The 23,120-nt window shown below is 62.5% G+C and carries 25 protein-coding genes; 9 read left to right on the top strand and 16 right to left on the bottom strand.

The features are described 5' to 3' along the window. Positions 1–44: 44 nt before the first annotated feature. The 3 genes from HMI60_RS05290 to HMI60_RS05280 form a co-directional block, all read right to left on the bottom strand. Positions 45–977: a hypothetical protein gene (locus tag HMI60_RS05290; protein WP_193590688.1), complete on the bottom strand. Its 933-nt coding sequence runs from the start codon at positions 975–977 to the stop codon at positions 45–47. A gap of 100 nt (positions 978–1,077) precedes the next feature. Then, entirely contained in the window at positions 1,078–1,440 is a 363-nt protein-coding gene (locus HMI60_RS05285; protein ID WP_039239260.1) for a hypothetical protein, read from the bottom strand. 817 nt (positions 1,441–2,257) lie between these two features. Then, positions 2,258–2,689 (bottom strand): universal stress protein, encoded by a 432-nt coding sequence (locus HMI60_RS05280; RefSeq protein ID WP_018780363.1) that lies wholly within the window; start codon positions 2,687–2,689, stop codon positions 2,258–2,260. 160 nt (positions 2,690–2,849) lie between these two features. Here HMI60_RS05280 and HMI60_RS05275 point away from each other — a divergent pair, with 160 nt between their 5' ends. Together HMI60_RS05275 and HMI60_RS05270 are read left to right on the top strand one after the other, a co-directional pair. Beyond that, positions 2,850–3,656 carry an SDR family oxidoreductase gene (locus tag HMI60_RS05275; RefSeq protein WP_193590687.1) on the top strand — a complete coding sequence of 269 codons (807 nt, stop codon included), beginning with the start codon at positions 2,850–2,852 and terminating at the stop codon, positions 3,654–3,656. A 111-nt stretch (positions 3,657–3,767) separates the two neighbouring features. Then, positions 3,768–3,977 (top strand): dodecin, encoded by a 210-nt coding sequence (locus HMI60_RS05270; RefSeq protein WP_011773002.1) that lies wholly within the window; start codon positions 3,768–3,770, stop codon positions 3,975–3,977. A 53-nt stretch (positions 3,978–4,030) separates the two neighbouring features. Here the strand turns inward: HMI60_RS05270 and HMI60_RS05265 are convergent, their stop codons facing one another. Further along, positions 4,031–4,921, bottom strand: coding sequence for a helix-turn-helix transcriptional regulator (locus tag HMI60_RS05265; RefSeq protein WP_039239255.1), 891 nt, complete (start codon positions 4,919–4,921; stop codon positions 4,031–4,033). Positions 4,922–5,138: 217 nt separating this feature from the next. On the opposite strand from HMI60_RS05265, the gene HMI60_RS05260 reads away from it, so the two are divergent. Genes HMI60_RS05260 through HMI60_RS05240 form a run of 5 tightly spaced genes read left to right on the top strand, consistent with a single transcriptional unit; the run spans position 5,139 to position 9,935 of the window. Further along, the gene (locus HMI60_RS05260; protein WP_018780205.1) at positions 5,139–5,960 is read left to right on the top strand and encodes an aldo/keto reductase; all 822 of its coding nucleotides are present in this window, start codon (positions 5,139–5,141) and stop codon (positions 5,958–5,960) included. A gap of 33 nt (positions 5,961–5,993) precedes the next feature. After that, positions 5,994–6,965, top strand: coding sequence for an aldo/keto reductase (locus tag HMI60_RS05255; RefSeq protein WP_193590686.1), 972 nt, complete (start codon positions 5,994–5,996; stop codon positions 6,963–6,965). Next, entirely contained in the window at positions 6,962–7,999 is a 1,038-nt protein-coding gene (locus tag HMI60_RS05250) for an NAD-dependent epimerase/dehydratase family protein (RefSeq protein ID WP_193590685.1), read from the top strand. The genes HMI60_RS05255 and HMI60_RS05250 overlap by 4 nt, the downstream gene beginning before the upstream one ends. A gap of 60 nt (positions 8,000–8,059) precedes the next feature. Next, positions 8,060–8,890, top strand: a complete 831-nt coding sequence (locus HMI60_RS05245; RefSeq protein WP_018780208.1) for an aldo/keto reductase — start codon at positions 8,060–8,062, stop codon at positions 8,888–8,890. A 1-nt stretch (position 8,891) separates the two neighbouring features. Beyond that, positions 8,892–9,935: a beta-propeller fold lactonase family protein gene (locus HMI60_RS05240; RefSeq protein WP_193590684.1), complete on the top strand. Its 1,044-nt coding sequence runs from the start codon at positions 8,892–8,894 to the stop codon at positions 9,933–9,935. A 72-nt stretch (positions 9,936–10,007) separates the two neighbouring features. On the opposite strand, the gene HMI60_RS05235 is transcribed toward HMI60_RS05240, so the two are convergent. Both HMI60_RS05235 and HMI60_RS05230 read right to left on the bottom strand, forming a co-directional pair. Beyond that, a complete protein-coding gene (locus HMI60_RS05235) occupies positions 10,008–10,238 on the bottom strand; it encodes a hypothetical protein (RefSeq protein ID WP_018780210.1) in 231 nt (76 codons plus the stop codon). Next, entirely contained in the window at positions 10,235–10,432 is a 198-nt protein-coding gene (locus tag HMI60_RS05230) for a hypothetical protein (protein ID WP_064723466.1), read from the bottom strand. Before HMI60_RS05230 ends, HMI60_RS05235 begins: the two co-directional genes overlap by 4 nt. 362 nt (positions 10,433–10,794) lie before the next feature. On the opposite strand from HMI60_RS05230, the gene HMI60_RS05225 reads away from it, so the two are divergent. Next, entirely contained in the window at positions 10,795–13,521 is a 2,727-nt protein-coding gene (locus tag HMI60_RS05225; RefSeq protein ID WP_227453707.1) for an alpha-amylase family glycosyl hydrolase, read from the top strand. Here the strand turns inward: HMI60_RS05225 and HMI60_RS05220 are convergent. From HMI60_RS05220 to HMI60_RS05210, 3 genes are all read right to left on the bottom strand, one after another. Next, positions 13,518–14,129: a GNAT family N-acetyltransferase gene (locus HMI60_RS05220; RefSeq protein WP_193590682.1), complete on the bottom strand. Its 612-nt coding sequence runs from the start codon at positions 14,127–14,129 to the stop codon at positions 13,518–13,520. The genes HMI60_RS05225 and HMI60_RS05220 overlap by 4 nt on opposite strands. Positions 14,130–14,264: 135 nt before the next feature. Next, positions 14,265–15,281 (bottom strand): hypothetical protein, encoded by a 1,017-nt coding sequence (locus HMI60_RS05215; protein ID WP_018780214.1) that lies wholly within the window; start codon positions 15,279–15,281, stop codon positions 14,265–14,267. Between the two features lie 5 nt (positions 15,282–15,286). Then, positions 15,287–15,796, bottom strand: a complete 510-nt coding sequence (locus HMI60_RS05210; protein WP_193590681.1) for an RNA polymerase sigma factor — start codon at positions 15,794–15,796, stop codon at positions 15,287–15,289. 151 nt (positions 15,797–15,947) lie between these two features. On the opposite strand from HMI60_RS05210, the gene HMI60_RS05205 reads away from it, so the two are divergent. Then, on the top strand, positions 15,948–16,925 hold the full coding sequence (locus HMI60_RS05205; protein WP_193590680.1) for a serine hydrolase: 978 nt from the start codon (positions 15,948–15,950) through the stop codon (positions 16,923–16,925). On the opposite strand, the gene HMI60_RS05200 is transcribed toward HMI60_RS05205, so the two are convergent. The 7 genes from HMI60_RS05200 to HMI60_RS05170 form a co-directional block, all read right to left on the bottom strand. Then, the gene (locus HMI60_RS05200; RefSeq protein WP_193590679.1) at positions 16,922–17,968 is read right to left on the bottom strand and encodes a HoxN/HupN/NixA family nickel/cobalt transporter; all 1,047 of its coding nucleotides are present in this window, start codon (positions 17,966–17,968) and stop codon (positions 16,922–16,924) included. The two genes, HMI60_RS05205 and HMI60_RS05200, sit on opposite strands and share 4 nt — an antisense overlap. After that, positions 17,968–18,888: an urease accessory protein UreD gene (locus HMI60_RS05195; RefSeq protein ID WP_193590678.1), complete on the bottom strand. Its 921-nt coding sequence runs from the start codon at positions 18,886–18,888 to the stop codon at positions 17,968–17,970. Before HMI60_RS05195 ends, HMI60_RS05200 begins: the two co-directional genes overlap by 1 nt. Positions 18,889–19,090: 202 nt before the next feature. Next, positions 19,091–19,708 carry an urease accessory protein UreG gene (ureG, locus tag HMI60_RS05190; protein WP_064723471.1) on the bottom strand — a complete coding sequence of 206 codons (618 nt, stop codon included), beginning with the start codon at positions 19,706–19,708 and terminating at the stop codon, positions 19,091–19,093. A gap of 21 nt (positions 19,709–19,729) precedes the next feature. After that, complete coding sequence (locus tag HMI60_RS05185) at positions 19,730–20,401, bottom strand: urease accessory protein UreF (protein ID WP_018780220.1); 672 nt, start codon at positions 20,399–20,401, stop codon at positions 19,730–19,732. Positions 20,402–20,533: 132 nt separating this feature from the next. Continuing rightward, positions 20,534–21,010 (bottom strand): urease accessory protein UreE, encoded by a 477-nt coding sequence (ureE, locus tag HMI60_RS05180; protein ID WP_193590677.1) that lies wholly within the window; start codon positions 21,008–21,010, stop codon positions 20,534–20,536. Between the two features lie 7 nt (positions 21,011–21,017). Continuing rightward, the gene (ureC, locus tag HMI60_RS05175; protein WP_193590676.1) at positions 21,018–22,748 is read right to left on the bottom strand and encodes an urease subunit alpha; all 1,731 of its coding nucleotides are present in this window, start codon (positions 22,746–22,748) and stop codon (positions 21,018–21,020) included. Continuing rightward, positions 22,745–23,113: an urease subunit beta gene (locus tag HMI60_RS05170; RefSeq protein WP_018780223.1), complete on the bottom strand. Its 369-nt coding sequence runs from the start codon at positions 23,111–23,113 to the stop codon at positions 22,745–22,747. The genes ureC and HMI60_RS05170 overlap by 4 nt, the downstream gene beginning before the upstream one ends. Positions 23,114–23,120: the final 7 nt, after the last annotated feature.

Raw genomic sequence — 23,120 nt, 5'->3', positions numbered from 1 at the left:
CCGTACGACGATCCCTTTACGGGCGGGAGGCCGCCTCAACACGACTACCCTTGAGGCTCGGTCACAGTTGTTTGGTACAGGGCTTTTACGAACAGGTACCCAAGGTAAATCCAATCGTCTGCTGATGCTTGCTCGTCGGCAATTTGATTTAGACAGGCGGCGATCGGCATATCCGCAAAGGCGGGCAATAGGTGCGGAACGGAGTGGTCCGCCCATGCGGCGATAACGCCGCGTCGGCTTGCCGACTTTTCCATGCCAGCCCAGATCTCCGGCCCGGCCTCTGGCACGCGTACGTTCGCGAAGTCTCCCGCTCTGGGCCACGACTCCCAGGCACTGTTCAAAGCCGTCTCGAACGCAGGCCTTTCGTTGGGCAGTCGGTTTACGCCGTAGGCCAGGACACCAAGTGCCAAGCCCTCGGCTATCCGCTTGGTCTGTTGACGCGTCGTGACGGATCCCGTCCCTGTGGCATTCTCACCCGCCCCCATTGGCAGCAGCACCGCGGTCGGCTCCAACTGTGGGCGCACCGGCACCCTCCAACTGGCTGGTGGAGGGAAGAGCGGCTTTGCCCACTCTGAATCGCTTTCCGGAGACTCGCCCGTTGAAGGCCCGTTCTCGGGCCAGTTTCTACTGCCACCCATCTTGCGTTGGATCGCTCTGAGGATCCTTATGGTTTCGTCGTCTTGATAGCCGGTGACGATAGACCAGTCCAGCCCAACCCCAACTGTGTTGCTAGCGAAAGCAATCTCGGTTGCCAGCAGGGCCCGGCGCCATTCAGCCTTCGTCAAGGGTCGGCCGGCCCGAATGAACCCACTGATTCGATCGCCTTCGGCAATCAAATCAGCAACGTCACGAAAGCCCATAGCCAAGGCCATGGCCTCCGTGGGGGCCGCTGGCCCCGCCCAGTCGGTCAGTCCTCGCCTCAGTACCTCACGCTCGTCCTCATCGAGGTCGAACTGAACCCTTTCATGCGCACTCACAGCTCATCTTCCATCACTTCGACATACTGCGGCCACCGTCTCCCCGTAACAAGTCCCGGCACCTCAGGCGAATCCCGAATGTGAGATTGAGCCGTCCGGGTCAGCTTCCCTCAATATTCAACAACGACTCGTCAAACCAGACATCTTCGTAGCCAGGTGCCAAGAGGAATCGCCACCCCGCGGGCAGAGCGAGATAGGGAACGGCTTCAGGACACCAGGTCGTCAGATGCTCGACGTGCAACGGATCGAAGAAGTCATCCGCCGTTCCGAGATCTTCACCCCGCCAGATGAACCAGCCACTCGTACCAGCAGCGGCTGAATGCCTCAGCCCGTTGAGGGGATGAACATCTGGCGACCGCACGTTCTTGGAGACTCCCACCTTCACGCCCTGCAACGGCGGTGTAGGGACAGCCGCGAACCTGGCGGTCAGCTGCATCTGGATGAAAAGGATCGAATCGTGCATATCTAGCATCTTCGCCTATGAAAGCGCGCATAGCCCTGCCCGGTGAAGGATCGTTTAGCGGACACCGAATGGCTGGTGGCCGTAGCCAATTAGACTGCAGCTTGAATGGACGTTCTAAGGACGGACCCTTCTACCTGCGGCCGCCTGTGGCCGTCGGTCGCCCCTTTGGCCTGGCCTCTCGGTCATGCCCGGCAGCTGCTTTCTAACTGGCTGTCGCCCTTTGCGAATGGAATACGAATCTCGGGATGGAAACTTCCATAGCAGCTGGGTTGGTCGACGGACCCACCGCGTTCATCTTGTGGCGGTGGCGATACCGTTTCACAACAATAACGGTTGGGTCCTGCGGCGTTTTAGCCGTCCTGAGTCGATCAGGCGTACCCCAAACCTGGTACGTCAACGTACTTGGCGTGGTGATGATGCTAGGCGGGCTTGGCGTAATAGTTCTCATCAACTGGTGTGCGGTGCGGAACCGCGCGGAGAAAAAAGCTGGTTACACAACTGTCCGTCTCGGCAATAGGAAGCTGATGCAGCGAGATCCCTACATGGGGCACATTATCCGGCTAGCTGACGCGAACTACCTCGACCGTCAGCACTTCTCCGGGATCTTGGAAAGAACTAAGGCCGAAGCGAAACGCAGCAGCCCCTCTCGGCAACGTCCGTAAGACGGTGGCTTTCCGAACGCTCCAAGCGTCCGGTGGAGGATCCCTCAACGGGCGGTTGTGCAGACGACTTCGGAAACTGACAGCCGGAGGACCCATCCGGGTAGCAGAAGAGGCCGTTTTGAATGCTCAAAACGGCCTCTTTGCTTGCTTGAGTGTTACGCGTCCACTTCCGTGTTCACGATGTACACGTCGCACGGAGCGCCGTGTGCCACGCTGTTGGCGATGCTGCCCAGGACGCGGCCCAAGCCCTTCATGCGCTTGTTACCCACGACGATCAGCGAGGCGTTGTTGGTCTCGGCGTAGTTGATCAGGGCGTTGGCCGGGTTGCCACGGGCAGCGTAGTACTTGACGCTGCCGGCCGGAACGTCAAGTTCTTCGGAGACCTTACGGGCCACGTATTCCGCGGAGTCGGCCGAAGAGACCGTGATGCGGTCGCTGCCGCTGCCGAATTCTTCAATTCGGTCGTCCGAGAAGCCGCTGATGACGTGCAGTTCGGCACCGAGGGCGGTGGCGAGCTTCGCTGCCGCCATTGCTGCACGCTTGGCCGTTTCACTGTTGTCGACGCCGACGACAATAACTTCTGACATGAGAACTCCTGGTTGTGGGGATTCGCGGGGTGCTGCTGCAAGAAATCTACACTCCATGGCTGCACACCGGGGTGACCCTTTTGTGCCGGGAGTGTTTACTGCATGCGCCAGGGGGTAGGGATAAATCATCGGCACCACCACTTCACTGAAAGGCAGGACCATGAGCGACGCATCATTCGCCCCACAGACCGCCATCGTCACAGGCTCGGATTCAGGGATCGGGCGGGCCACGGCGGTGGCGCTGGCAAAAGCCGGCATGGACGTGGGAATCACCTGGCACTCGGACCAGCAGGGTGCCGAGGAAACCGCCGAGGAGGTCCGCCGCCTGGGACGCAAGGCGGTGGTCCACCAACTGGACACCACCGATGCCCGCGGAACGGCGGCCGCCGTGGACACCCTTGCCAAGGAACTCGGGGGCGTGGATGTCTTCGTGAACAACTCCGGAACCGGCGACGGCACCAAGTTCCTGGATCTCGACTACGAAACCTGGATGACCACGCTGGACACCAACCTCAATGGGGCCTTCGTGGCCATGCAGACGGCGGCCAAGCGCATGGTGAAGGCGGGCCGAGGGGGGCGCATCATCGCCGTCACCAGCGTCCACGAATTCCAGCCCCGCGTTGGGGCCTCGGCCTACGACGCCTCCAAGCACGGCCTGGGTGGGCTCATTAAAACCATGGCGCTGGAACTCGCCGAGCACGGGATTACCGCCAACAACGTGGCGCCCGGCGAAATCGCGACCCCCATGACGGGCCAGGAGGACGAGGATCCCACCCAGAAGGAGCGGCCCGGAGTGCCTCTGGGACGCCCCGGAGACGCACGCGAAATCGCCGCCGTCATCGCTTTCCTTGCCTCCCCGGCGTCAAGCTACGTCAACGGCGCGTCGTGGGCGGTAGACGGCGGAATGCTGCAAATGGGACCCCAGGCCGGCTCGCACATCACCAGCAACGACTGGCGTGAAAGCTAAGCTGCGGGACCTCTGGCCGCACAGGGATCCGTGGGCTAGTCTGCATGGACAGCCCGCCCTGCGGGTCTGATTTCTTTTCCAAAGATTCGTATGACGTTGATGAGGAGCACCATGGCTGGCCACACGTATAGCGTTTCCGAAATTGTAGGAACTTCCACCGAGGGCGTGGACGACGCCATCAAGAACGGCATCGCGACAGCGTCCCAAACGTTGCGGAACCTCGATTGGTTTGAGGTCAAGGAAATCCGCGGTCACCTCGAGGACGGCGCGGTTGCCGACTGGCAGGTCACTATTAAGCTCGGTTTCCGCCTGGAGCGCTGACCGACCTCACCGCGAGCTGACAGTCGATGCCAATGTTTTTGGAAACATTGGCATCAACTGTCATCCCGGCGGGCAGGGGCGGGTTCGGGCACGGCGGCCTCGGCATGGGTGCCCACGTCTCCAAAGTTCAGCAGTGTCAAAGCGTCCGACGACGGCGACCCGGCTTTGGCGGAATAGATCCTCAGCAGCTGGTCGGGGTCGTCCGGGAGACTCAGCGTCTCAAAGTTCAGTTCCAGGTCCCCCACCACTGGGTGGTGCAACCTGACGGTCCCTGCGGCGCGGGTGGCGACCCTGTGCCCGGCCCACCACTGACGAAAGTGTTCGCTGTGGACGGCCAGTTCGCCCACGAGCTGGTTTGTTTCGGGGTCATTCGGGTGCCGGCCCACGTCCATGCGCAAGGCACCGACGGCTTCAGCGGCAACGGTCTTCCAGTCGCGGAACAAAGAACCGGCCGCAGGGTCCAGGATGAGCCAACGGGTGAGGTTGCGCTCAGCGGCCGGCAGCAGGCTGAAATCCGTGAACAAAAGGTGTGCCATCCGGTTGCCTGCCAGGACATCTGCACGCCTGCCAAGGACCATGGCCGGGACGTCACCCACTGCATCGAGCAACTGTTGGAGAGCCGGACGTACCTTTTGGACGGGGCCGGGGCTGCCTGCGGAGCTGGCGCAATGCTCCAGCAGATCCATCATGTGTGCCTGCTCCCCCGCATCCAGCCGCAACGCACGGGCAACTGCGTCGAGGACCGCCCTGGACGGGTGGATATTGCGGCCCTGTTCAAGGCGGGTGTAATAGTCCGTGCTCACTCCGGAGAGCCGCGCCACCTCTTCGCGGCGAAGCCCGGGTACCCTGCGGGAACCGCTGGATTCCTGCGCGCCGGCGTCCTCCGGCTGGAGACGGGCACGCATGATTTTGAGGAACTTACCGAACTCGGCGCTTTGACCCATTGGTCCATTCTGCCGTCCGGGGTGTGTGAAAGGCCACCGTTATGGGTAGGACTACCAGACCTAGGAAAAACAGGATCAGGCTGTATTGCTGACTCTGCCGCCAAAACTGCATAGGCTCAGTACTGAGCCTCCGAAAACGCTTTCTGGAAACCGACTTACGGCCTTAGCCAGAAACCGGAGCGCCACGGCCATAACCATCCCGTCGAAGGAGACCGTCATGCCAGAGCTGACACTGAACAACGGCGTCACCATCCCCCAGCTGGGTTTTGGTGTTTTCCAAGTGCCTGCCGACGAAACGCAGAAGGTGGTGGAAGATGCCCTGGAAACCGGCTACCGCCACATCGATACCGCTGCCGCCTACCGGAACGAGGCAGGAGTCGGCGCCGCAATCAAAGCCTCGGGCATTCCCCGCGAAGAACTCTTCATCACCACCAAGCTCCGCAACGGCGAACAAGGCGAAGCCTATGACGCCTTCCAGCGAAGCAGGGACGCCTTGGGCCTGGAAGTCGTTGACCTCTACCTGATCCACTGGCCGGTCCCGTCACAGGGCCTCTTCACCAAGGCCTGGAAGGAAATGGAGAAGCTGTACCAGGACAAGCAGATCCGGGCCATCGGCATTTCCAACTTCCTGGCCGATCATGTGGACACGCTGCTCCGGGAAGCCGAGGTAGTGCCCGCCGTGAACCAGATCGAGCTCCACCCCACGTTCCAGCAGGCAGAACTGGCCAACAAGTGCCGTGACCTTGGCATTGCCGTTGAGGCATACAGCCCGTTGGGACAGGGAAAAGACCTGAACGCCGAGCAGGTGGCCCTTGTCGCGGCAGCACACGGCACTACCCCTGCACAGGTGATCCTCGCCTGGCACCTCGCGCAGGGAACCATCGTGATCCCAAAGTCCGCAGACTCGTCCCGTATGCGGGAGAACTTCGGTGCGGCGGATTTGAGCCTCACTGAATCCGAACTGGCCGCCATCACCGCTCTTGAAGCAGGCGCGCGGATCGGTTCCGATCCCGCCGTCGCCGCTTTCACCCAGCTCTAAGACCGCAAGCCAAGCACAAAGGACCCAACAGACATGCAGTACACCCACCTGGGCCGTTCCGGCCTGAAAGTTTCACGCCTCTGCCTTGGAACCATGAACTTCGGCCCGCAGACGGACGAGGAAACAGCGCATTCCATCATGGACTCCGCGTTGGACTCCGGCATCAACTTCTTCGACACCGCCAATGTTTACGGGGGCGTGGAGCACCGGGGCTGGACCGAAGAAATCATCGGCCGCTGGTTCGCCAAGGGCGGCGAGCGCCGCGAAAGGACCGTGCTGGCCACCAAGCTGTACGGCACCATGACGGACCGCCCCAACGAGTCCAAGTTGTCCGCGCTGAACATACGGCGCGCACTTGATGCGAGCCTTAAGCGCCTGCAAACGGACTACATCGACATTTACCAGTTCCACCACATCGACCGGGATACGCCGTGGGATGAGATCTGGCAGGCGATTGAGATTGCAGTCCAGCAGGGCAAGATCCTCTACTCGGGCAGCAGCAACTTTGCCGGCTGGCACATCGCCCAGGCGCAGGAAGCAGCGCGCCGCCGGAACTACACCGGCTTGGTGAGCGAGCAGTCCATCTACAACCTTTTCAAGCGCGAATTGGAGCTTGAGGTCATCCCGGCCGCGCAGCAGTATGGCTTGGGCCTGATCCCGTGGTCGCCGTTGCAGGGAGGGCTGCTGGGTGGCGTGCTGAAGAAGGAAGAGCAAGGCGTCCGCCGCACTGAGGGCCGGGCACTTGAGACCCTGAAGAAGCATGAGGACCAGATCCGCCAGTACGAGGATTTCGCTGACGAACTCGGCCATGCACCCGGAGACGTCGCGCTGGCATGGCTCCTCCACCAGCCTGCCGTGACTGCACCGATTGTTGGGCCGCGTACGCAGGAGCAATTGGACGCAGCCATCCGCGCGCTGGATGTCTCCCTGAACGAGGACGCCCTCAAGCGCCTCGATGACATCTTCCCGGGCCACCGCCCCGCCCCCGAAGACTACGCCTGGTGAGCAGCCTCCTTCCGGACAGCCTCGGAGCGGCGGCGGACACGGTCTCGCCGCGGAACATCCTGTTCATCGGCGGGACCGGGGTCATTAGTGCGTCGGCGGCTGAACGCGCCGTCGCGCTGGGCCACCGGCTGACCATCCTTAACCGGGGACGGTCGGCCGGTCGGCCGGTCCCCGATGGGGCGGAGGTGCTGCACGCGGACGTCCGCGATCCGCAGGCTGTGCGTGAGGTACTTCAGGGAAGGGAGTTCGACGCCGTTGCGGACTTCATTTCCTTCACGCCGGATCAGGCGCGGGCCGGCTTGGAGATGTTCCGTGGCAGGACGGGTCAGTACGTCTTCATCAGTTCGGCGTCGGCGTACCAAAAGCCGCCAACCACGCTGCCCATCCGGGAATCCACTCCGTTGAAGAATCCGTTCTGGAAGTACTCGCAGGACAAGATTGCCTGTGAAGAGCTGCTGTTCGAGGCGTACCGCGATCAGGATTTCCCTTTGACGGTGGTTCGCCCATCCCACACCTATGACCGAACGAAGATTGCCATGGTGGGCGGCTGGACTGACATCCACCGGATGCGCGCCGGGATGCCGGTCATGGTGCATGGTGACGGAACCTCGCTCTGGACATTGACCCACAGCCGGGACTTTGCCAAGGCCTTCGTTGGTCTCCTGGGCAGGCCTCAGGCCGTTGGCGAAAGCTACACGATCACCTCGGATGAGTTCCTGCCGTGGAACCAGATTTACCGCTTGTTCGCGCGTGCTGCAGGCGCGGAGGAGCCGGAGTTGTTCCACGTTTCCTCGGAGACCATTGCAGCTCACAGTGCGGAGCTCGGTCCCAACTTGCTGGGCGACCGCTCGCACTCGGTGGTGTTCGACAATTCCAAGATCAAGGCGCTCGTTCCCGAATACCGGGCAACAATCCCGTTTGCGGACGGAGCCCGGGAGATCGTGGCGTGGCATGATGCCCACCCGGAACTGCAGGTGGTGAGTGAGGACTACATGGAGCTGAGCGACAAACTCCATGACTGGTCGCGTCGGTAGCTGTTGCCAAGCAGCAAGCGGCCAGCGTAGAAACGAAGAAACCCGGAGGAGACCCAGCCCATGACACGTGCACCGCTTATCGAACTCAACGACGGCCACAAGATCCCGCAACTGGGCCTCGGCACTTGGCCCTTGAATGACGCCCAGGTTGCCGATGCCGTGGTGGAGGCGGTGAGCCACGGCTACCGGCACATCGATACCGCGGTGAAGTACGGGAACGAGAAGGGCGTGGGCAACGGTATCCGCACATCCGGGGTGGACCGTGGGGAACTGTTCATCACCACCAAGCTCGACGGCGAGTACCAGGGTTCCGGGAGGGCTGTTGCCGGCTTGGAGGGTTCACTGGAACGTCTGGGATTGGACTACGTGGACCTGCTGCTGATTCACTGGCCGCTCCCCCGGCGCGACGAGTTCGTCTCAACCTGGAGAACCTTTGAGGAACTTCAAGCGTCGGGGAAAGCGCGCTCCATCGGAGTTTCCAACTTCAAGCCGGCGCACCTCGACCGCCTGTTCCGGGAAACGGACGTGGTTCCGGCCGTGAACCAGATCCAGCTGAGTCCTTCCGTCCCGAGGTCGGCTGCCCGGGCCTTCAACGAACGCAACGGAATCGTCACAGAGTCCTACAGCCCGCTGGGTGCCAGCAGCGACCTTTTGAATGCCCCGGTCCTGGCGACGGTTGGTGAAAAGTATGGAAAGACGCCGGGACAGGTTGTGCTCCGCTGGCACGTCCAGCAGGGCCTGGTTGCCATACCCAAAACCGCCAACCCCCAGCGCATGAAAGAGAACCTGGACGTTTTCGACTTCGAGCTGGACCAGGACGACCTCACCACGCTTCAGACTCTCGACGGCGGACCAGACGCCGGCGTCGACTCGGACGTGCAGGGGCATTGAGATGACAACGCACGAATCATTGCTCTGGGTTGGCTCCTACACGGCCGACAGGAACGGCCACGGCAAGGGCATCACGGCGCTCTCGGCGGACAGTGAAGGTGGGCTGACGGCCATTGGCTTGGCCGTCGAAGCCAATTCGCCGTCCTTCCTGGCGCTGCACCCGACGCTTCCCGTGGTTTACGCCGTAGCGGAGGAAGGCAAGACGGTGCGGGCTTATCGCCGGAGTGGCGACACTGCGTTGGAGGCTTTCGGCGATCCTTGGCCCGCGGGCGATGCCACGTGCCACGTCGCTGCGGATCCGCAGGGCCGCTTCATCGTGGCCACCTGTTGGGGCGACGGTCAGGTCATCCTCTACCAACTGGACGACGACGGCGCCATCACCTCGCGCAGGAGCGCGGCGGCCGCCGTCGATCCCCACTCTGCTGCAGCCCCCGGAGGTGAGCGGCCAAGCCGCGCGCATTCGAGCTTGATGCTTCCTGACGGCCGGGTAATGACCACGGATTTGGGGCATGACTTGGTCCGTGTGTGGAGGTACGTGCCGGGTGAAGGCCTGCAGCCCGACCACCAGGTGGTCCTGCCTATGGGTTCGGGTCCCCGCCACATGGCGCGCCACCGGAGCGGGACGGTCTTTGTCGACACGGAGTATTCGGTGGAGGTGGCAGCGGTCCGGATGGAACCGGACGGCACTTACGAGCTCGCATCCGTGGTCCCGGCAAGCGCCACGGGAGCCAAGGACGGCGATGCCGGTGCAGAGATCGCTCTCTCCCCGGATGGACGCTTCGCCTATGTGGGCGTGCGGGGTACCAACCGCATCTGCGTCCTGGAGGTCTCGGGCGAAGGCACCGGGGTTGAGCCGCGCGGAGAGGTACCGTGCGGCGGCGAGTGGCCCCGCCATCATCTGGTTCGCGAAGGCTGGCTGTATGTAGCGAACGAAGGTTCGGACGACGTCGTCAGTTTCAGGCTTGACCCGGAAACCGGGCTGCCGGACGGCCCTGTGGGGCGTGCGGAGATTGGTTCACCCAGCATGTTGCTCGTCGCGGGCTAATTGACACCGGGACAGCACTTGGTACCTATGATCCGCTCAGACATTGGTATCAAGCGCCATCCCGGCGGGTCTTCAGGCTGACCAGACCTCGACGTCGTCCGTGCCGCAAATGAGTTTGCGCCCGGTCGGTTCGAGGACTACCCAGAGCAATTCCTGGTGTTTGGACACGTCGTCCACGCGGCCCGTGCCGGCACCCCAAGCGACGTCGTAAATCCACACGGGATCGCCGGCGCTGAGCTCGGCCCATTCGGCCGCAGGCACGTGGCGGTAGCCGGCCGGCCTGTTCAGGATGGAGCTGGTCATGCCGAAACTTCAGCGGCAGCCTGCCGCCGCCATACCGTGGCCACGCCGTTGTGGGCCGGCAGCACATGGCCTTCAGCAAAAACCTGGACGACATCCGGCTCGCAGTCCGGGCTCCACAGTCCCGATGCCGGGCAGTGGGAACCGGTGGGCATGACGCGGGTGGCTCGTTCGCGCAAGAGGGCGATGCTCTTCATCGTTGAAACTCATCCTTGGGTAGTTCGCGGTACTTTGTGAAGCAGATCTCTTCAACCCTATGCAAGCGAGTGACGCTTTGTTATGGACGGCCGCACAACATTCTGAATTATGGATGGGCAAAGGCACAGCAGCCTGAAGCATCAATCCAGACCGACCATTCTGCAAACGCTTCCAGATTTCCTGCAATCAGGGGACTAATCCGACGAATCAACGGCCGCCCACTCTGGATTAACATCACGCAAGCGCTTACAGTTGTGACTTGTCCCACAGCACTGTCGCTAGAGGAAGGCTTCACTTGTCACTCCGCAGCTCCGGATCCCCCAACAACACGTCCTTCAAGAGAAGGGCGGCTGTCGTCCTCATGACGACGGCCGTCCTCACCGCATCTGCGGTACTCCCGGCAGGCGCCGCGCCCGGCGTCTCCGCGAAGAACCCTGACCCCACGGCCCAACACTCCATCCGGGGCGGTGTCAGCAACCAGAACTTCTACTTCGTCATGGCCGACCGCTTCAAGAACGGAACCGCCGGCAATGACGACGGGGGCCTGGGTTCCGATCCCATGGTGTCCGGCTTCGATCCCACCCGCAAAGGCTTCTACAACGGGGGCGATCTGAAGGGCCTGCAGGACCAGCTGGACTACATCCAGGGCTTGGGCACCAACGCCCTCTGGCTCACTCCCAGTTTCAAGAACAAGGCCGTACAAGGTGACGGAACGCCGGCGAACAGCTCCGCCGGGTATCACGGGTATTGGGTCACCGACTTCACCCAGATCGACCCCCACCTGGGCACCAACGCCGAGCTCAAGACGCTCATAGACGCCGCCCACGCCCGCGGCATGAAGGTGTACTTCGACATCATCACCAACCACACGGCCGATGTGATCCAGTACCAGGAGACGTCCTCAGCTCCGTACATTTCCAAGGAAACCGAGCCCTACCGCGCCGCCACGGGCGAGGTCTTCGATGACCGCGATTACGCCGGGACGCAGGACTTCCCTGCCCTGGACGCGGCAACGTCGTTCCCCTATACGCCCGTAGTCCCCGCGGCTGAGAAGGACGTCAAGGTTCCTTCCTGGCTGAACGACCCCACGCTCTACCACAACCGCGGCAACACCAACTTTGCCGGCGAAGACTCCCTGTACGGCGACTTCTTCGGGCTGGATGACCTTTTCACCGAGAACCCCAAGGTGGTCAACGGGATGATGGACGTCTACAAAACGTGGATCAGGGACTTCGGAGTGGACGGCTTCCGCATTGACACCATGAAACACGTCAATGACGAGTTTTGGCAGCAGTTCGGCCCACAAGTGCTCAGCTATGCCAAGGAGCAGGGCAAGGACGAGTTCTTCATGTTCGGGGAGGTCTTCGATACCTCCAAGACCGTCACGTCCAAGTTCACCACCAAGAACAAGATGCAAGCCGTCCTGGACTTCGGCTTCCAAGGTGCAGCCCGCAGCTTCGCATCACAAGGCAGCAAGGCCACCGGCCTGGCAGACTTCTTCAACGGTGATGACTGGTACACGGATGCCGATTCCAACGTCTACCAACTGCCCACATTCCTGGGTAACCATGACATGGGCCGCATCGGCACCTTTATCGCCCAGGACAACCCGGGAGCATCCGACGCGGAACTGTTGGAGCGCGACGAGCTGGCCCATGAGCTGATGTACTTCTCGCGCGGCAACCCGGTGATCTATTACGGCGATGAGCAGGGCTTTACCGGCGCCGGCGGGGACCAGGACTCGAGGCAAACCATGTTCGCCAGCAAGGTCCAGGAGTATTTGGATGATGACCTTTTGGGAACCAACGCCACGCATGCCACGGACAACTTCAACACCGGGCACCCGCTGTACAAAAAGATCAGCGAGCTCGCGGCCCTCGCAGCGGACCACCCCACGCTCCGTACCGGTGCCCAGCAAGACCGCTACGCCGCTGATGGGGCCGGGATCTACGCCTTCTCACGCATCGACGCCAAGGAACAGCGTGAATACATCGTGGCTGTGAACAACAGCGAGACCGCACAGACCGCGGCGATCCCAACGTACGAAGCGAAACAGCCGTTCAAGCTGGTTTACGGTGAGGCCGCCAAGAACGCCAAGTCCGGTCAGGATGCGAAGCTGGCTGTCACCGTCCCGCCGCTTTCCGCGGTGGTTTATGAAGCAGCGGGGCGACTCGCCAAATCGAAGGCCGCACCCGCCGTCGTACTCAAGAAGCCGGTCACGGCGGCTGGGGACGCCACCCGCCAGAAGGTGACGGCCGACGTCGACGGTAACTCGTTCTATGAGGTCACCTTCCAGGCGCGTACTGCAGGTGGCGACTGGGCGTCGATCGGCACGGACGACAACGCGCCGTACCAGGTGTTCCACGACGTCTCGTCGCTGGAGTCCGGCACGTCCGTGGAGTACCGCGCTGTGGTGCTGGACAACCGCGGGCAGACGTCCGCCAGTGAGCCCCGCAGCGGTGTGGTGGGAGAACCGACACAGCCCGAGACCGTCACGGTGGCCGGCAGCCTCAACACCGAACTGGGTTGCACCGAAGACTGGCAGCCGGCCTGCGGGCAGGGGCTCATGAGCTACGAGCCGACGCACCGACTGTGGCAGCTGAATGTCCCCAACCTGCCCGCGGGCACGTATGAATTCAAGGCCGCACTCAACGGCACGTGGGACGAAAACTACGGCGCGGGTGGCGAGTTGAATGGCCCGAACGTCGTGTTCAGGCACCCCGGCGGCGCCGTCACATTCCTTTACGACCACTCCACCAACGTGATCAGCGCGGTCACCGCGGGCCCGCAGCCGGCGGCCGTTTCGGTACCCGGCAGCCTGAATTCCGAGCTTGGCTGCTCGGGCGACTGGATGCCGGACTGCGCCCAGGCGCAGCTGCAGCTGGACCCGGCGGATGGGATCTGGAAGCTGTCAGTGCCCAACCTGGCCGCCGGCAGTTACGAGTTCAAGGCCGCCATCAATGGCTCCTGGGCTGAGAACTACGGTCTCGGCGGCGCGCCGAACGGCAGCAACATCGCCTTGAAGCACGACGGCGGCCCGGTCACCTTCCGGTACGACCCCGCCGGACATCTGGTCACCGTCCGCTAACCCAAAGGAGGGGACAGCAAACGTCGCTCCGGGCTGCCAACTGCCGGGCGGGGTGCCCGGCGCATTGAATGGACAGTGGGCCCACCCGGAATCACAGTGGTGTCCGTGACAACGAAACCAAGGCGTCCGTAAAGGCGCACGTTACGCTCGTCCGAGGTTTCAAGCACCACGGCACCTGCCTCTCGATCTATTCGCGTGAGACCCTCCGAGGCCACGGCCGTACCCAGCCCTTTGCCTTGATGTGCCGGGTCTACGCCCACGGTGGCCAAGGTCCACGCCGGCCCCTTGGGCTGGGGCAAGCTCAGATCAATCAACGCGGTCGCTCGAGAACCCAGCAGTTCCAGAACTTCGATCTGCATATCGGGACCGGGCTCGGGCGCATCAGGAGGAAGGAATGCAGCGACGGAGCGCAGTTGTTCATCCACCAGGACCAATCCATGGGTAAGCGCATGTCCCAGGTAGAGGTACTGCAGCCGTTCGAGTCTCTGTTCATAATCAACGTCAGGAATCGACCATCTCGTCCAAGGGTAAGTCTCAAAGGCAAGGCCAAGTACTCGGGCAGCAACCCCGAGGTCTGCGCCGGTTGCCTGGCGAACCATATCTGTCATGAGAAATGCTCCTAGCGAATAAAGGCCTTCTGCCAAAGTACCTGAGATTACGGCAGCGCCAGTCAAGGTCCCTTCAGGGGATAGCAAACGTCGCTCCGGGCTGCCAGAGCGACGTTTGCTATCCCCCGGATGGGGCTATTTGTAGCTCACGCTCAGAAGCATCGACTTCAACTGGGCGTACTGCGTTGTGTTCATCCAGGCCTTGGCCGCTTCCGGGGTGGCAAAGGTGGGCCGTTTGTTGATGTCAAACTTCACGTAGGCCATCATGAACCCGTTGGGCATCTTGATCTGGTTTGTGCCGGAAGAAGCCTGCCCGGATTGAAGCTCAGAGGACAGCCGGATGTCCATGACGTACGCCGGGGGAGTGTCGGAACGCCCAGTAGCCGTGGGCATTCCACCGTTACCGGAGTTGTAGTCGAAGTTCATGAAGTAGTTCAAGGAGAAACCGAATTCCACCTGGTTTCCTGCTGTATCCGTTACCCCGGGAACCACGGCACGGTCCAGAACTGTGCGGTCCACCAGTCCGGCAGTACCGTCGCCGTAGAAACCGCTGCTCATGAAAGCGACCTCGGCGCCGGTGCTGTCCAAAACGGTGACTCCGTCGGAAGGACCTTGTTCCGGGCGAACGGTCCAGCCCACGGGGTAGGTGAAGGAAACGTGTCCATCCGGGAAAGTGAACGTCTGCGCTGTGTCCACGGGAGCAGGCGGCTGCGTTGGAGCCGTTGTCGGTGCAACCGCCGGAACAGTCGGAGCCGCCGGCGGAGTGGTGACCGGAACAGTCGCCTCGGGAGTGGCCGAGGGCGTGGGTGTGGCTGTGGGAGTAGGGGTGGGGGTAACGGAAGCACTCGGCGTAGGTGCCGGCTCAGTCGGGCTGACGGTCACTGCCGGCGCGGGAGCCACTGTGAGCGGGCCAAAGTTGGCCGCAACCAGGACACCCGCGGTGACAGCCGCAGCACCAAGCAACAACCCGCCCGCGATCCGGGCTTTGCGGCGCTTGCGGTCTTCAAGGGACACCACTCCGGCTGCCGGGTTGCTGTCGCTGAAAACCCGAGGGCCTGTGAGCATGCGCGCCAAAGCTTCTTCAGAGTTGACCTCGGTGCGCTCGTCCGCAAGCGGGTCAATCGCTGATATCTGGTTCTTGATCGGATCCATTGTCTTCAGACCCCCATCTTTTGTGTAGTCGTTTCGGCGCCGGAGGGCAGCTGTTTCCGGAACGCGGTCCGGGCCCGGTGCAGACGGACCTTGGCTGCTGATTCACTGCACTGCAGCACTCCGGCGATGTCAGTGGTACCCAGTCCGTCCCAGTAGGCCAGCTGCAGAATTTCGCGGTCCTGCACCCGCAAGCGGTCCATCGCATCCTGTACCGCGACGTTCCCGGAGTCATCCCCGAAACGCTCCACCGCCGTCGTGCGCAGCTTTTCCTGCAGAGCCTGCTGCCGGTCGCGGCTGCGGTAGGCATTACCCACAAGGTTGCGCGCTATGGCGAGCAAGTATCCGAGTTCCGGCCGGGTATCATCCGACCATTTTTGCCATACGACCCGAAAAACGTCGGCGGCGATCTCTTCAGCAATCTCCGCCGACTCGACGCGTCGGCGCACGAACCTGAAGACGGATGGATAGCTGTCTTTGTGAATGGCGATGAACGCCAATTCGCGCTCGGAAAGCACGATTTCCCCCTGAAAAGTAGAGCCCTGAACTGCAGGATACTTGTATAGTTTCCGGCCAGGCCGCCGGGGTTACACGTGGCGGTAGGTTTCTTCTCAACGCCATCACGATAGATTCAAGACACCGAATCCCGAGCGAAAGCGTGGCACAGCAATGGTGCAGACAGGACCCGCGGCAGAATGGGCCCGCAAACAGGTTGAGCTCGGGCGCGTGCCCGTTGCCGTGCTGGGGATCGCCTCCAGCCAGGGCATCGAGGACATTGTGGCGTTCGGGACCGACGGCGGCAGGCAGGCAACAGCCGAGGACCACTTTGCGCTGTTCTCGGTGACAAAGCCGGTCACTGCCCTGACCGTCATGCGGCAGGTTGAGCTTGGGAAGTTGTCACTGGGCAACACGCTGGGTAACGTCCTCCCGGACTTCGGCGCAGGCCGCACGGACACCGTAACGCTGGAGCACCTTCTCAGCCACCGCTCCGGGATTGCTGATCCGGCGCTCGACGGCGGCGCTCCCCTCCGCGAGGACCTCACCTCCGCCGAACAGGCCTTCTATGCGGGTTCCCTTGTCCAGTATTGCAATATCGCTTTCGAGGGCGCCGCGGCCATGACCGAGTGGGCTGACGGACGCCCGTTCGAGGAGCAACTCCTGTCCCTGGCCGGTGACACAGGTGCCGGCGGCCTGACGTTCGGCACCGACTGCAACCCGCACAGAATCCACGGCACCGATGCCGCGGGTTTGAACGTGGATGCCATGTATCGGAAGAGGCATCCGGGTGCGGGGCTGTTCGGTACGGCAACGGACCTGCTCAACCTGGGTTCCGAGCTTCTGGGGCAGACCGGGAAGGCCGTTCACCCCGCCACGCTGGCTGCGATGCGCCGTCCACGGACCACTGAGGTTTCCCACATCACCACCCGGCCCAAGCCCCTCCGCCACACCGGGCTGGGATTCCAGCTGCCCGCCAACGAGTCTGAGCTGCTGGCACAGGGAATCTACGGCCATCCCGGGTGGGCCGGGACGGAGTGGTGGATGCTCCCCGAACAGGACCGCTGCGTCGTGTTTCTGACCAACGTGCTGGACACCCCGGATCTCGGCGTGGACACCACCGAGCTGTTCAACGCGGTAGCGGTTTCCTAGGACCCGGCCGTGACGCTCCGGCCACGCCAGGCGGACACGGCCCACACCAGCACGAACAGGCCCACCAGGATCAGGCCTGCGTCGCCGAGGTCGATCTCCCCCAGCCAGGTTGTCAGGGGATCCTCCAACCCGAACGCGGAATCGACGAAGCCGCCGAGCGTGATCACGGAGATGAACAGCGCCGAGACGGCCGAAATGCCCGTGATGACAGCGTTGAAACCGAGCTTGCGCTGCGGGTTACGGATGGCGGTTTTGTACATCTTCATCATGGCCACGCCGTTGGCGGAATCGCACAGGGTCATGGCTGCTGTGAACGCGAGCGGGAGGGCCATCAAGGCCAGCGGCGAGACTCCGGCGAGTGACGCCGTCGTCGTGAGGACCAGCAGCCCGATGGTGGTGGCGGTGTCGAAGCCCAAGCCGAACAGGAAGCCGATCACGTAAATGTTCCGCGGCCGCTCCACCTTCGACAAGGGCTTGGCGAGCAGCCGGGCCACCAGGCCTTTTGCTTCCAGGTCTTCTGGGCGCACGTCCCCGCCGGCCTGGACTTTCCGGTATGCCTGCGTGGCGCGAACAAATGCGGAGCCGTTGAACAGTCCCATGGTCAGCAGGAACAACCCGGACACACCGCTGCCGATGAGGCCCAGGATCTTGTTGCCCGTGGTGCCGTCTTCCATGAACTGGCCGATCAGCGTCGCCCCGGCCACTACCAGCACTCCCGCGAGGATCACCACGGAGCTGTGCCCCAGGCTGAACGCGAATCCCACGCTCACGGGGTCCTTGTGCTGCGCCACGAATTTGCGGGTGGAGTTGTCGATCGCGGCGATGTGGTCCCAGTCGTAGCTGTGCTTGATGCCGGCCACGTACGCGGTAATCACCAACCCGAGCGCCAGCGGCTGGGCGCCACCGGCGGAACCAAACAACAAAAGCACGACGGCGGCAACGTGCAAAGCGGCCACGGCACCAAAAGTGAACAGCAGCCGGGTCCGCAGGGACAACGTTTCCCGCTCCCGGTACATGGTGGCGAATTCGGTCAGCGCAGTCATCAGTACTTCCTCAGGTTCAAGGGCGCCTGTCCGTACCACCGGTCGCGCAGAACGCCCGTACAAGCACCCAGCAATGTGTTGAGTTCCTCGGTGCTGTTCGACAACGATCGCAGCACAAGCCCGGTGGTCCCGGCAATAGTCGCGGTCAAAGAAACTCCGGTATACGCGTCAAAATCTCGGGCAATTCGGGCCAGTTCATCAGCAAGCTCCTGGTTCACCCGCGGATTTACTACCACCAACGATCCCAGGTGGCTGAAACCCTCCATGAACCCCATCCCGGTCACATCCCCCAGGGGCGGCCGGATCAGGAGATTATCCAGGGCCAGCAGTTCGTGGTGCTCCCCCGTTCGGACGTGGATCTCGTTCCGCAGTCTCACTTCTTCGAACTTGAAGGATGCCCCGTCCGGCGACCACCCCGGAGTGACCACCTCAGCCATGACAAGGCACGACGCCGGGTGGAGACTGATGCGCGAATTCTGCCGATAGCTCGCCTCTCGATAGGCGATCAACTGATCGGGCACCAACTCCAGCCGCGCGCCTTCCCCCAGTTTGATACTCATCCGCTGCTCAGCGAACGACCCCGGAGTCCGGTACACCTTGGTGGCCGACTGCGTGGTCAACAACAGATCAGCCCCCGCCTCAACCTCCACGTCAATGACGAACACATCCGCCCCCAGATACGCCCCGCCGGGATTGACCATGACGTAGCAAACCTGCCCGGACCCATCCAAGTAATGCGGCCTGAGCACCCTCAAAGCGCCCTCATGAAACTGCCGCGAAGCAACGGACCGCCCACCCCGCACACTAACGCCCAGCTCCAACCGCCCCCGCACAGGGCGCTCCGGGAAAGCCAACCCAGCGTGGGGCCCCAGGTTCCCCACAACGTCTGAGCCGAAATCGACCTGCGTCGTCGTGTTCATACGCGTATCTCGCGTGGTGTCGTAACCACCGAGGCGGCGGAGCCGGGGATAAGGAACTGGCCTTTTGCCGCGGCAATGCGGGTGGGGCGATCCGCGAACGCGGATGAAGGGGGCCGCGGCGTGGCGGGCATCGCGGAGCGGGCACGGCCCCCTTCATCCGCGGGCGCCGCCCAAGGTGACTTAACCGCCAACTCGCATCGGTTCATTGGGCCAAGTCGAGCATCAGGACATCGCGTCGGATCCAGTTCAGGACGTCCTCGAGCCCTTCATCCGTCTTGAGGTTCGTGAAGCAGAACGGTTTGTTGCCACGGAATTCCTTGGAGTCGCGCTCCATGATGGAGAGGTCTGCTCCGACGTGGGGTGCCAGGTCCGTTTTGTTGATGATGAAGAGGTCGGACTTGATCATGCCTTGGCCGGCTTTGCGCGGGATCTTTTCGCCTTGGGCGACGTCGATGATGTAGATGGAGAAGTCGACGAGTTCGGGGCTGAAGGTGGCGGAGAGGTTGTCGCCGCCGGATTCGACGAAGATGACCTGGAGCTCCGGGTGCCGGGCTTTGAGTTCTTCGATGGCCGCAGTGTTCATGGAGGTGTCTTCGCGGATGGCGGTGTGAGGGCAACCGCCTGTTTCGACGCCGATGATCCGGTCCTCGGGGAGGATGCCGTTGGCGGCGAGGATTTTGGCGTCTTCGATGGTGTAGATGTCGTTGGTGATGGCGGCCATGGAGATGTCCCGGCTCATGTGGCGGGTGATGCGTTCGACGAGCTGTGTCTTGCCTGCTCCGACGGGTCCGCCGATTCCGATTTTGATGGGTTCAGTCATGTCTTCTGTCCTTTGCACTAACTAGCTCATGAACATGCGGGCGCGTTGCCGTTCGTGCCGCATTTGTGAAATTTCCAGTCCGGGGCTGACTGCCCCAAAGTCGTCCCAGCACAGCTGTGCTACATCCCGGCCGGCGGCAGCAACGGCGTCGTGTGCTTGGCGAAGTACCCGCTGACCGGCGTTCTGCCCGAGCGGTATGGCGCGCACGGCGTTCTGCGTCAACGAAGTAACCGTGGCAAACAAATAAGCGGAAAGCGCCGCTTCAAAAGGAACGCCGAGCGACCGCGCAATAACCCCAAAAGCCAAAGGCTGATGCCCCATGGCGCCGCCCTCACGAACGAGCCCCCGATAAGCCTCCAACTCCCCTGACGGAAACACCTCCCCGCCAATCTCAAGCAACCGTCCGCCCATCTTCAAAGAAGCCTCCCGAACCTCCCGAGCCAAGAGCTGCCCGGTAAGAACAGAATCCAACAGGCCCACATCCACCCCCTCATAAAGGAAACGCAGAGCCAACCCATCCGAATAAACCAACTGCTGCCCCACAAAAGCGCTCAACCAAGTACCGAAAGTGACCTCATCCCCCACAAGCCCCCGATCGATATAGCTCTCAAACCCCAAAGAATGAGCAAACGCCCCCGTCGGCAAAGCCGAGTCGGTCAACTGTTGAAGAGCCAGCTGATACGTCGCGCTCATCGAGTGCCGTCAAGGGTGAGACGACAGCCAGCCGCGCCGGATTTTTGGGCCGCGGCGTGGAGGGCATCGCGAAGCGGGCACGGCCCAAAATCCGGGGCGGCGCCCCAGCCGCCACCGGCTTCGGGCAAATGATTAGTGCGAGTGCTCAGCATGGCGGAAGGGCACCGGCATGACCCGCTCTTGCCTGTCGTAGGGGACGCCGACGCTCTTCAGATAGTCCTCTACGGTGTGGTCGTACTGGCACACCATGACTTCGGCTTCATATTCGGATGCGGCATCAAAGAATTGCGCCTGCAGATGCCGGTTGCCGAGCGAGTGCGCAACCACGCCCATTTCGTGGATGCTCCTTGGCGCTATCACCAGGACGTCCGTTGGCAGCACGGAGATGACGATGACGTTGTGGTCGTCGACTGCCAGGATGTCGCCGTCGCGGAGGTCGCCGGAGCCGCTGGGCAGACGGATGCCGAGTTCGTTGCCGTGGTCGGTGGTGACCCGTTGGATCCTTTTGACGAGGAGGCTGCTGGGGAGGACGACTTTTTCCGTGTGCCTGCCCGCGTAGCTGCCTGCGGGCTGTTCGTGGACGTTGCCCAGGATTTGTTCGATGATCATCGGGCTCCTAAAAGAGGAAGTAGCGCTGCGCCATGGGCAGGACGTCGGAGGGCTGGGAGGTGACTTCTTCGCCGTCGACCGTCACCTTGTAGGTTTCGGGGTCGACGGCGATGTCCGGGGTTTCGCCGTTGTATTTCAGGTCCGCTTTGGTGAGGTTGCGGATGCCGGACACGGGCTTGATGATGCGTTCGAGGCCGAGTTCGGCGGGCACTCCGGCGTCGATGGCTGCCTGGGACAGGAAGGTGATGGACGTTTGCTGGAGAGCCTTCCCGTAGGTGGCGAACATGGGCCGCATGGTACGGGGTTGGGGCGTGGGGATGGAGGCGTTGGAGTCTCCCATCAGCGCGTAGGCGATCTGGCCGCCTTTGATGACGAGTTCGGGTTTCACGCCGAAGAACGCGGGGTCCCAGAGGACGAGGTCCGCGAATTTGCCTTCTTCGACGGAACCGATCACGTCTGACATTCCTTGGGCGATGGCCGCGTTGATGGTGTATTTGGCGACGTAGCGTTTGAGGCGGAAGTTGTCGGAGCCGACGGAGCCGTGGGTGGTCCCGGTTGGATCCGTCAGCACTCCCCGTTGCCGTTTCATGGCGTCGGCTACCTGCCAGGTGCGCGTCACTACTTCGCCTACCCGGCCCATGGCCTGGGAGTCCGATGACGTGATGGCGAAGATGCCGAGGTCGTGCAGGACGTCTTCGGCGGCGATGGTTTCGGCCCGGATCCGGGAGTCGGCGAAGGCCACGTCTTCGGGAATGTCCGGGTTGAGGTGGTGGCAGACCATGAGCATGTCCAAGTGCTCTTCGATGGTGTTGCGCGTGTACGGCAGCGTGGGGTTGGTGGAGGCGGGAAGTACGTTGGGCAGCCCGGCGATTTTGATGATGTCCGGGGCGTGGCCGCCGCCTGCGCCTTCGGTGTGGAAGGTGTGGATGACCCGGCCGTCGATCGCCCGGATGGTGTCTTCGACGAAGCCGCACTCGTTGAGGGTGTCGGTGTGGATGGCCACCTGGATGTCGTATTCGTCGGCGACGCGCAGCGACATGTCAATGGATGAGGTGGTGGAGCCCCAGTCCTCGTGGACTTTCAGTCCTACGGCACCTGCTCGGATCTGCTCTGCGAGGGGCTCGACGGCGGACGCGTGGCCTTTGCCGAACAGGCCGATGTTCACGGGGAGCCCTTCGGCGGCCTGGAGCATCCGCGAGATGTGCCAGGCTCCGGGGGTGATGGTGGTGGCTTTGGTTCCTTCGGCGGGGCCGGTGCCGCCGCCGACCATCGTGGTGATGCCGTTGCAGAGGGCCGCAGGGACCTGTTCCGGGGAGATGAAGTGGATGTGGGTGTCGATGCCGCCGGCTGTGAGGATCTTCCGTTCGCCGGCGATGATCTCCGTGCTGGCGCCGATCACGATGTCCACGCCGTCAGTGATCTGCGGGTTCCCGGCCTTGCCGATCTTGAAAATATGCCCGTCTTTGAGCGCGACGTCGGCTTTGTAGATCCCGGTGTAATCCAGGACCACCACGTTGGTGATCACGGTGTCCGGGATGTCTTCAACGCGGGTCAGTTGGCCGTTTTGGCCCATGCCGTCGCGGATTACTTTTCCACCGCCGAACACTACTTCTTCGCCGTGGACCGTGAAGTCCTTCTCGATCTCAAGGAACAGTTCGGTGTCCGCCAGACGGATGGCATCCCCGGTGGTGGGTCCGTACAGTTCGGAGTATTGCTTGCGGGAAATCTCGAAGCTCACTGGTGGTCCCTTTCCGCTGCGACGCCCGGGCGGGGTTCACCGGCAACGTCAGTGCCGCCGTCGAGCTTTCCGTTGACTGCGTTGCTGAGGCCGAACACTTCGCGTGACCCGGCGAGTTCAATCAGCCGGACCGTTTTCCTGTCCCCGGGTTCGAAACGCGCGGCGGTGCCCGCCGGGATGTCCAGGCGGCGGCCGTACGCGGCGTCGCGGTCGAATTCCAAGGCGCGGTTTGCTTCGGCGAAGTGGTAGTGCGAACCGATCTGAACGGGCCGGTCGCCGCGGTTTACTACCTCGACGGCGATCGCCTCACGGCCGCTGTTGCAGGCGATGGAACCTGGCTGGAGCCTGTATTCACCGGGGATCATGGGGGCT

It is taken from the genome of Paenarthrobacter sp. YJN-D (assembly GCF_015040335.1).
GTDB lineage: Bacteria > Actinomycetota > Actinomycetes > Actinomycetales > Micrococcaceae > Arthrobacter > Arthrobacter nicotinovorans.
This window is presented reverse-complemented; position numbering and strand designations above follow the sequence as displayed.

Excerpts from the sequence above, each read along its gene's own strand:
- ureG (WP_064723471.1), bottom strand. The coding sequence starts at position 19,708 with ATGACTGAACCCATCAAAATCGGAATCGGCGGACCCGTCGGAGCAGGC.
- HMI60_RS05245 (WP_018780208.1), top strand. The coding sequence starts at position 8,060 with ATGACACGTGCACCGCTTATCGAACTCAACGACGGCCACAAGATCCCG.
- HMI60_RS05200 (WP_193590679.1), bottom strand. The coding sequence starts at position 17,968 with ATGACTGCGCTGACCGAATTCGCCACCATGTACCGGGAGCGGGAAACG.
- HMI60_RS05285 (WP_039239260.1), bottom strand. The coding sequence starts at position 1,440 with ATGCACGATTCGATCCTTTTCATCCAGATGCAGCTGACCGCCAGGTTC.
- HMI60_RS05270 (WP_011773002.1), top strand. The coding sequence starts at position 3,768 with ATGGCTGGCCACACGTATAGCGTTTCCGAAATTGTAGGAACTTCCACC.
- HMI60_RS05185 (WP_018780220.1), bottom strand. The coding sequence starts at position 20,401 with ATGAGCGCGACGTATCAGCTGGCTCTTCAACAGTTGACCGACTCGGCT.
- HMI60_RS05205 (WP_193590680.1), top strand. The coding sequence starts at position 15,948 with ATGGTGCAGACAGGACCCGCGGCAGAATGGGCCCGCAAACAGGTTGAG.
- HMI60_RS05240 (WP_193590684.1), top strand. The coding sequence starts at position 8,892 with ATGACAACGCACGAATCATTGCTCTGGGTTGGCTCCTACACGGCCGAC.
- HMI60_RS05225 (WP_227453707.1), top strand. The coding sequence starts at position 10,795 with ATGACGACGGCCGTCCTCACCGCATCTGCGGTACTCCCGGCAGGCGCC.
- HMI60_RS05230 (WP_064723466.1), bottom strand. The coding sequence starts at position 10,432 with ATGAAGAGCATCGCCCTCTTGCGCGAACGAGCCACCCGCGTCATGCCC.
- HMI60_RS05265 (WP_039239255.1), bottom strand. The coding sequence starts at position 4,921 with ATGGGTCAAAGCGCCGAGTTCGGTAAGTTCCTCAAAATCATGCGTGCC.
- HMI60_RS05195 (WP_193590678.1), bottom strand. The coding sequence starts at position 18,888 with ATGAACACGACGACGCAGGTCGATTTCGGCTCAGACGTTGTGGGGAAC.
- HMI60_RS05280 (WP_018780363.1), bottom strand. The coding sequence starts at position 2,689 with ATGTCAGAAGTTATTGTCGTCGGCGTCGACAACAGTGAAACGGCCAAG.
- HMI60_RS05215 (WP_018780214.1), bottom strand. The coding sequence starts at position 15,281 with ATGGATCCGATCAAGAACCAGATATCAGCGATTGACCCGCTTGCGGAC.
- HMI60_RS05235 (WP_018780210.1), bottom strand. The coding sequence starts at position 10,238 with ATGACCAGCTCCATCCTGAACAGGCCGGCCGGCTACCGCCACGTGCCT.
- HMI60_RS05275 (WP_193590687.1), top strand. The coding sequence starts at position 2,850 with ATGAGCGACGCATCATTCGCCCCACAGACCGCCATCGTCACAGGCTCG.
- HMI60_RS05220 (WP_193590682.1), bottom strand. The coding sequence starts at position 14,129 with ATGACAGATATGGTTCGCCAGGCAACCGGCGCAGACCTCGGGGTTGCT.
- ureE (WP_193590677.1), bottom strand. The coding sequence starts at position 21,010 with ATGATCATCGAACAAATCCTGGGCAACGTCCACGAACAGCCCGCAGGC.
- HMI60_RS05170 (WP_018780223.1), bottom strand. The coding sequence starts at position 23,113 with ATGATCCCCGGTGAATACAGGCTCCAGCCAGGTTCCATCGCCTGCAAC.
- HMI60_RS05255 (WP_193590686.1), top strand. The coding sequence starts at position 5,994 with ATGCAGTACACCCACCTGGGCCGTTCCGGCCTGAAAGTTTCACGCCTC.
- HMI60_RS05260 (WP_018780205.1), top strand. The coding sequence starts at position 5,139 with ATGCCAGAGCTGACACTGAACAACGGCGTCACCATCCCCCAGCTGGGT.